This is a genomic window from Limnothrix sp. PR1529, assembly GCF_002742025.1.
GTDB lineage: Bacteria > Cyanobacteriota > Cyanobacteriia > CACIAM-69d > CACIAM-69d > CACIAM-69d.
Genome location: NZ_LIRO01000049.1, coordinates 1 through 7,056 on the forward strand (window position 1 = coordinate 1; position 7,056 = coordinate 7,056).

Genomic DNA, 7,056 nt, shown 5'->3' on the forward strand with positions numbered 1-7,056 from the left:
GCCCCCAGGCCCACCAACAACCCCCGGGGGCCGCTCAGCCAAGCAGTTCCCGGGAGCCACAGGTCATCTCCAGGGTCAAGGGCTTCGTCATCCAGATCAAGGATCTCGTCATCGATCGGGGTCGGTGGCATGGGTGCGGGTGAAGCGTCCGTTGTGGTGCGATCGGGCAAGTCGAGGGCCATGGTTTAACCCCAGGCGGGTGGCAAGTGAGAGGCAATTGGCGGCGATGGCGTTAGGCGGTCTGTTCGCCCAACGTCACAGGGTCAATTCCAGCGGGTCAATTCCACAGGGTAAGGAATTCAGACCTGAATCGTGATCCCTGGAAGCTAAAGAAACATGAAATTTTTTTGCATCCTCTTTAAAGATTACCCCAACCATGCCCTGAGCTTGGGATCGATTGGCAGTTCCGATGACAGTTCCGATCGCCCCTCCATGCCCCCAATCGCTGCCAATCAACAGCCGACGCGGATTGGGCATCCAAATCCTCTCCATCCCCCCCGATCGCACCGCACCGATCGCGCCGTCAACCTCCTGCGGGCGCGATCGATAATGGAGCCTGCCCAATCCCACAGCAGTCCAGCAATCAGGAGCCAGTTCATGGCACAAAAGCAGCACAAGTCGGGGTGGATCAGGCAGGGGGGGTGGCGGGCTAGCCGGTCTGACCTTTGGCAATGGGGCAAGGCCGCCCGTCAGCGGCTGATTCAGTGGCAGCGCTTGTCACCGGAGCGATCGGCCCAGCTCAATCACATGCTCTGGGAAGATGCGCGGATTGATCGCCCCTATCTCACCCAAGTCCTCGCGGCCTGTCTGATTGCCTCTTTTGGACTGTTGGCCAACAGCGTCGCCGTCATCATTGGGGCCATGATCATCGCTCCCCTGATGTTGCCCATTCGGGCGATCGCCTGGAGCGTTGTGGCGGGCGATTGGTCTCTGTTTCGGCGGGGTTTTGGGTCGCTCAGTTGTGGTGTGTTTCTGGCGATCGGGCTGTCTGCCTTGGTTGGCTGGTTGGCAGGCATTCCCGCCTTTGGCAGTGAAGTGCTGGCCCGGGGAAATCCCAACCTGTTGGATTTAGGCGTGGCCCTCGTGGCCGGAGCGGTCAGCGCCTATGCCATGGTGCAGCCCAAGGTTTCGGGAACCGTGGCAGGAACCGCGATCGCCGTGGCCCTGATGCCGCCCGCCTGTACCGTTGGTCTCGCCATTTCCCAGGGCTATGGTCTGTTGGCCCAAGGGGCCGCCCTACTGCTGTTGACAAACCTCTGTGGCATTGCCTTGGCGGCGGCGCTAACCTTCTGGGTTTTGGGGGAACTGCCCTTGAAAACCGGCCGCCACGGCATGACCGCGATCGTCGGCATGACCCTACTGTTAGCCGTGCCGTTGACCTACAGCTTTTCCGAACTGGTGCGCCAGGCCCGGCTAGAAGCCAGCTTGCGCCAAGCCCTGCTCGATCGCACCCTCACTTTCCGGCGCGTGAAGCTCATTGACAGCAGCGTTAACTGGCTGGCCAGCCCACCAGAAGTTCGCCTCACCGTTCAATCGGCCGAGAGCATTTCGCCCTTTCAAGCCCAATTGCTCGAAGAATTTCTGGAAAAAGATATGGGTCAGCCATTCCGGCTCGTATTCCTGGTCAGTAAAGTTTCAGAAATTCACTCAGATTCGCGCACTGAGCCGGAGCCACCCCCGCCAGCCCCCCAATAGTTTCAACCGATCAGCCCAATTCCTTGGCCAAATTCACCAGCCAGATTCAGTTGTTAAAACAGTTGTGATCCGTTGTTCAAAGATCAGTTGTTAAGAGAAGTAGGTACTGCGGGCCAGGGCGCGATCGCCCCTCTTAGGATATTGATCAAGACACAAAGGGATTGAGACACAAAGTTGCGATTAGGTGTCAGTTTTTATGACTCTTGTGGCAGAACCATCCGATCGCGTTCGTACCCTGCTGTGGTTGCGAGGCCTGACCACCGTTGCTTGGGCCGATGGTCACCTTGATGATGAAGAACGGGAAATCATCACCTCCCTCACCCACGAAACCCTCGACCCCGAAGCCATCCTCGAACCCCTCACCCCCGAAGAACTGGCCGCCGAACTCGGAGACGACCCCCACCACGCGGACAACTTCCTGCGCACCGCCGTGATGGTGGCGATCGCTGACGGCATTTACTCCGACTCCGAAGATCAGCTCATTCGGCAGTTCAGCACCGCCCTTGGCCGCAAAATTCCCGCCTTTGAAGCCCTACAACAAACCCTCAATTGCGCCGAGCCGATTCAGACCCACCCCGACCCACACCGGGGCGATGTGCTCAACCCCGTGCGCCATTGGCTCGATGGTTTGGAAATTCACAATCCCAAAGTTGCGCACTTTCTCTGTAAAATGATCCCCGCCCAATGCCCCTTCGAGCGGGATGTGGTCGTTTTTGGGCGCAAGCTGGCCCACATTCCCCCCATGTGCAAGCTCAACCCACTCTACGACCAGCTCATGGGGTTGCGATTCCGTGCTCTCTCCTACTTGGCAGACGACTGTGGTGAAGACATCACCCCCTACTGCTAGGTGGGTTCTGGGGGCGATCGGGGATCTCCGCCCAACCCAAGGCCACCGCTAGCTCGATCGCGAGCCTTCATCTCCCGGATCACCTGCGATCCCCGGCTAGGGTTGCTGGACTTCCCCAATGCTGCTTTCCCATCACTTCGCGCCACTATTTCATGCAATTTATTGATCATTCAGAAATCGTCGTCCAAGCTGGCAACGGGGGCGACGGCATCGTTGCCTTTCGTCGGGAAAAATATGTGCCCGCCGGGGGCCCCGCTGGCGGTAACGGGGGCCGGGGCGGCTCCGTTTACTTTGTCGCCACCGATCGCCTGCAAACCCTATTGGACTTTCGCTACAACGCTCGCTTCAAGGCCCAAGACGGAATGCGCGGCGGCCCCAACAATTGCACCGGCCGCAGCGGCGAAGATTTGGTGGTGGAAGTGCCCTGCGGAACAGCGGTTTATGATGCCAACACCCGGGTTTTGGTGGCCGATTTGGTGCAACCCGGCCAGCGGATTTGCATCGCCAAAGGGGGCAAGGGCGGCCTCGGGAATGCCCATTTTTTGAGCAACCGGAACCGCGCACCGGAACTGGCCCTGCCTGGGTTACCCGGCGAAGAATTTCGGCTGTATTTGGAACTAAAGCTACTGGCGGAGGTGGGGATCGTGGGGCTGCCGAATGCGGGCAAGTCCACAATGATTTCCGCGCTCTCGGCGGCCAAGCCGAAAATTGCCGACTACCCCTTCACCACCCTCGTACCGAACTTGGGCGTGGTGCGCCGGCCCACGGGCGATGGCACGGTGTTTGCGGATATTCCCGGTTTGATTGAAGGGGCCCACGAGGGCTTGGGTCTGGGCCATGAGTTTCTGCGGCACATTGAACGGACGCGGCTGCTGTTGCACTTGGTGGATGCGACAGGAGAAGACCCGATCGCGGCCTATCACACGATTCAAAACGAGCTACAGGCCTATGGACGAGGCCTGACTGATCGCCCGCAAATCCTAGCCATTAACAAAGTAGACGCGGTGGATGCCGATTGGGTAGATACCCTGATCGAGGAGCTGCAACCCCACCACCCGGAACCGATCCTGAAGGTATCCGCCGCCACCCGCCATAACTTGGATGGGCTGTTGCAGCGGGTTTGGGATTGGCTGGATCAGTTGGGCCCCGTCGTTTTGGAGTTGCCCACCCTGCTCGATCGCCCCCTGCGCGGTGATGGGGCTGAGTTGGGTGATGATGAGGACTGGGAAGATGACGAAGACTGGGAAGACGACGAAGACTGGGAAGACGACGAAGACGGCCCCGAAGTGATTTGGGTTGGCCATTAAGCGCCGGAATTTCCCCAGGTCAACCCAGGCCGGTTAGTCGGCTAATTCTGTCCAGCCGGTCGCATCCTTGGCTGGGCCGGGAGCTGGGGCAGCCGCCGGAGCGGAACGCGGGGCGGCCGGTGTGGTGGCGGTTGCGGGATCGGTGCTGGCGGGGGTGGAACTGGTTTCGGGGGCGATCGCCTGGGCTGGTAGATTGCTGGGCCGTTGGGCCGTCAAGGCCGGCGGGGGCGTTTGCCAGGTGATTTGCCCCTGATCGCGCACATCCACCGTGATCGATCGCACCTGGCCCGCCCCAATCACTTGGCATTCAAAGCGATCGCCTGGTGAAACCACTCGATAGGGTTGTCCACAGTCAATTTTTAGGCTGTTGCTGGGGCCGCTGGTTGATTCTTGAACCGCTAAGGCTGTCTGTAAATCGGTCTGCAAGGAACCTAAATCCAACAGCCGCCAAGAGTTAATCACTTCCCAACGAATGGTGGCGCGATCGTCCACTTGGGTCACAGCCACAAAGAAATTGCCCTCCGGTTCCAGCTTGCCCACACATTCAAAAGTTTGCCCCGTCCGAGGGGTTAAATTCGCTGGGCAACGCAACTGATTCACCGGCACTTTGGCGTTGAGTAATTCTTGCTGAATTTGAGCGGAGATTTTTTCCGTGTCGAGTTTGGAGCAGCCTCCTAGAAGCAGCCCCAAGCCAGCCAGGGCGATCGCCAGTCGAGCGCTAATTAGCATGATCAATAAATAGTGAAATAGATCAAGATGCCAGTCAAATTAAGGTTTTAAAAAATTCATGACTATTTAGGGTGACTCGATCGCCAACGACACGCGATCGCCCCCGGCTTGCTGCAACTTACCCAAGAGTTTGGCGAGTTGCTCATAGGCAACTTTATTATCGGCTTTTAATAAAACAGCACCTTCGGGACTTTTGCTCAAATAGGTTTGCACCTGCGAGATCAAATCTGCTTCGGAAACCAGTTGGCTACCCACCGAAATTTGCCCAGTACTGGACAGGCTCACCATCAGCGGGTCGGGCGTTTTTTCTTTGCTGGCTGGGGGAGCATCTGCCTTGGGCAGGTTAATTTTCAGGGCGCTATTATTCCCCGTTAAGGTCATGGAAACAATGATAAAAAAGGTCAAAATGGTCATGATCACATCCATCATGGGCACCAAGTTAACCTCGGGAATCTGCGAAGAAGGCTGATTACGACGATTGCGGGAATACATATCCTGTGCTCCTAGAAAACTGTTTTGCGCTCTGCATCGATCAAGCTTTATTCATAACTTAACTTGGCATGAGTTAGTTAGTTGTTGCAGTTTTTTCAGATCTTAGATTGATGCCATTCAAGTTTGAGTCAGATTCTGCTTCTGACACATTCGTGTTTGAATCATCTCGGTTGGCTTCATACCAGACCTGCCGATAAATCAGTTCGAGGGCAGCGCCTACTTGAGAAAAGTACTGCATTTGCTTAGTTTGGAAAGTCACTAAGATTCTGAGAATACTCAAGGCTAAAATCGCCGCGATCATTCCTCCGGCCGTTGTGGTGAGGGCTTCCCCAATCCCGGCTGCTGCTTTGCTGGCTTCTTCCGCACCGCCAGAGCCGCCGATGTTGAGGTTGGCAAAGGTGGCAATCAAGCCAGTCACTGTTCCCAACAGACCCAGGAGCGGGGCAATGCCCACAACGCTTTCAAGGAGTTTGTCCCCACGATGCATTTCAATAAACTCGCGATCGGCTGCTGTTTCCAGGGCGAGGCGAAAGGTTTCTGGGGTGGGATCTTGGAGCCGCAAAGGGGCTAATAAAAACCGCCCGATCGGCAATTCCTTGGCTTGGCGGGCGATCGCTGCTGCATCTGCCAAATCGTAGTGGGCGGCTTCTAAAACTTCCCGCACAATACGATCTTCACGGCTCAGGAGTTGATACCAAAACCACGATCGCTCTAGTCCACAACCCACGGTGGCGATCGACATCCCGACAATGGGAATCATCACCGGCCCACCAACAGCAATCAACTGAAACAAATTCGACATCGATTCCTAGCTCCTATTTGGGTTCCTGAACAATGGCTACGATCGGGCGATCAATGAATCCATATTTTGTGGAAGGTGATCATTGGAAATTAAACAAGCGATCGCCCAGGTAATTCTGGTTTTGTGCGGCTGGGTTAATGTCTCATTGAGGTGCAACCCGCCAAACAACCACGATCGTGCCGCTGTTGTCAGCCGTTGGTACTAGGTTGAGGTAAAGCACCAAGCTGGCTTTTTTCACGCGATAAACAAAACCACCGCCATATTGCTGATTGGTTTCTTGGGGATCAAAGCCGTTGTTGACCAGGTTGGTGCGGAAATAGGCATCAAAGAACGTGGCAGGATCTTCGCCAGCCACAAACTTCATGGCAGCAATTTCCGATCGAACCGTGCCAGCCGGGAAGAAATCATTGGGTTGAGCAAACTGAGCGGCGGTTGCATCCTCTGCCGCCAAACCACTCAGCACGCTGTAGATTTCATTCGGCACTTCGATCGCCTTGGTCAAATCTCCCAAGCTAACAGGCTGCTCTGACAAAACATAAATTGCCCCCAATTCCTCCGCATTCAAAATGCTCAGAAATTGCGTCAACCCATCACGGGAAACCTGTAAAACAGTCCCGCCGTTGGTACTACCATTAGCCGGTTGCACGGAATACTTGCGAGCAGTCAATTCCTTCTGGAAAAACTGCGAAACTTCTGCCAAAGATTTGCCCGTGCTGAGGCAAGACTGCAAATTAAAGCACCCTGGTTTTGCCCCTGGATATTGCGGAAAGTCTTGCCAGGGGTTGGCTCCGGTGGCGGGTGGGGCGGTGGTCGCGGGTGCAGTGGTCGCGGGTGCGGTGGTGGCAGGCGGGGTCGTCGCGGGTGGCGGGGTTTGGCGAGGCCGCTGCACGATCGGCCGCTGGGCGGGGCGCACAGGGGGGCGATTAGTCGCTGGTCGTTGAATGGGCGATCGCGCGGGCGGTGTGGGTCGTGCTGGTGTCAGGGGTGCTGCCTTCGCGATCGGCTGGCCCGGCATCGGCAACTGCACGATGCGTACCTTTTTTTCTTGAGGATTGGTGGGCGGTGCTTTTGCCTCATCTCCAGTGGAAATGAAGCCGAGCACAAGATGCAGACCCAATGCCAACGCCATCGTGCCCCAAAACAAACCCTTCGATTGCGGAACCGGACTTTCTAAAACATGCAAC

Annotated in this window: 7 protein-coding genes and 1 pseudogene; 3 read left to right on the forward strand and 5 right to left on the reverse strand. The window is 56.5% G+C overall.

The window, feature by feature from the left end; genetic code table 11:
• Positions 1-182, reverse strand: a 182-nt coding sequence (locus AMR42_RS07805; RefSeq protein ID WP_143472981.1) for a hypothetical protein, incomplete at its 3' end; no start/stop codon positions are given.
• Positions 183-336: 154 nt separating this feature from the next.
• Between AMR42_RS07805 and AMR42_RS07810 the strand changes: the two genes are divergently transcribed.
• The 3 genes from AMR42_RS07810 (at position 337) to obgE (ending at position 3,849) form a co-directional block, all read left to right on the forward strand.
• The gene (locus tag AMR42_RS07810) at positions 337-1,695 is read left to right on the forward strand and encodes a DUF389 domain-containing protein (RefSeq protein WP_234406810.1); all 1,359 of its coding nucleotides are present in this window, start codon (positions 337-339) and stop codon (positions 1,693-1,695) included.
• A gap of 196 nt (positions 1,696-1,891) precedes the next feature.
• Positions 1,892-2,542 carry a Mo-dependent nitrogenase C-terminal domain-containing protein gene (locus AMR42_RS07815; RefSeq protein ID WP_099532896.1) on the forward strand — a complete coding sequence of 217 codons (651 nt, stop codon included), beginning with the start codon at positions 1,892-1,894 and terminating at the stop codon, positions 2,540-2,542.
• Between the two features lie 152 nt (positions 2,543-2,694).
• The gene (obgE, locus tag AMR42_RS07820; RefSeq protein WP_099532897.1) at positions 2,695-3,849 is read left to right on the forward strand and encodes a GTPase ObgE; all 1,155 of its coding nucleotides are present in this window, start codon (positions 2,695-2,697) and stop codon (positions 3,847-3,849) included.
• A gap of 33 nt (positions 3,850-3,882) precedes the next feature.
• Here obgE and AMR42_RS07825 read toward each other — a convergent pair whose 3' ends face one another.
• The 4 genes and pseudogenes from AMR42_RS07825 to AMR42_RS20820 all read right to left on the reverse strand — a co-directional run.
• The gene (locus AMR42_RS07825) at positions 3,883-4,578 is read right to left on the reverse strand and encodes a DUF4333 domain-containing protein (RefSeq protein WP_099532898.1); all 696 of its coding nucleotides are present in this window, start codon (positions 4,576-4,578) and stop codon (positions 3,883-3,885) included.
• 66 nt (positions 4,579-4,644) lie between these two features.
• A complete protein-coding gene (locus AMR42_RS07830) occupies positions 4,645-5,070 on the reverse strand; it encodes a biopolymer transporter ExbD (protein WP_099532899.1) in 426 nt (141 codons plus the stop codon).
• A gap of 73 nt (positions 5,071-5,143) precedes the next feature.
• Entirely contained in the window at positions 5,144-5,872 is a 729-nt protein-coding gene (locus AMR42_RS07835; protein WP_099532900.1) for a MotA/TolQ/ExbB proton channel family protein, read from the reverse strand.
• A gap of 142 nt (positions 5,873-6,014) precedes the next feature.
• A pseudogene (locus AMR42_RS20820) lies at positions 6,015-7,056 on the reverse strand (hypothetical protein); the annotation flags it as partial.

Bases quoted from the DNA above. Each gene is read 5' to 3' on its own strand.
- AMR42_RS07815 (WP_099532896.1), top strand. From the start codon at position 1,892: ATGACTCTTGTGGCAGAACCATCCGATCGCGTTCGTACCCTGCTGTGG.
- obgE (WP_099532897.1), top strand. From the start codon at position 2,695: ATGCAATTTATTGATCATTCAGAAATCGTCGTCCAAGCTGGCAACGGG.
- AMR42_RS07835 (WP_099532900.1), bottom strand. From the start codon at position 5,872: ATGTCGAATTTGTTTCAGTTGATTGCTGTTGGTGGGCCGGTGATGATT.
- AMR42_RS07825 (WP_099532898.1), bottom strand. From the start codon at position 4,578: ATGCTAATTAGCGCTCGACTGGCGATCGCCCTGGCTGGCTTGGGGCTG.
- AMR42_RS07830 (WP_099532899.1), bottom strand. From the start codon at position 5,070: ATGTATTCCCGCAATCGTCGTAATCAGCCTTCTTCGCAGATTCCCGAG.
- AMR42_RS07810 (WP_234406810.1), top strand. From the start codon at position 337: ATGAAATTTTTTTGCATCCTCTTTAAAGATTACCCCAACCATGCCCTG.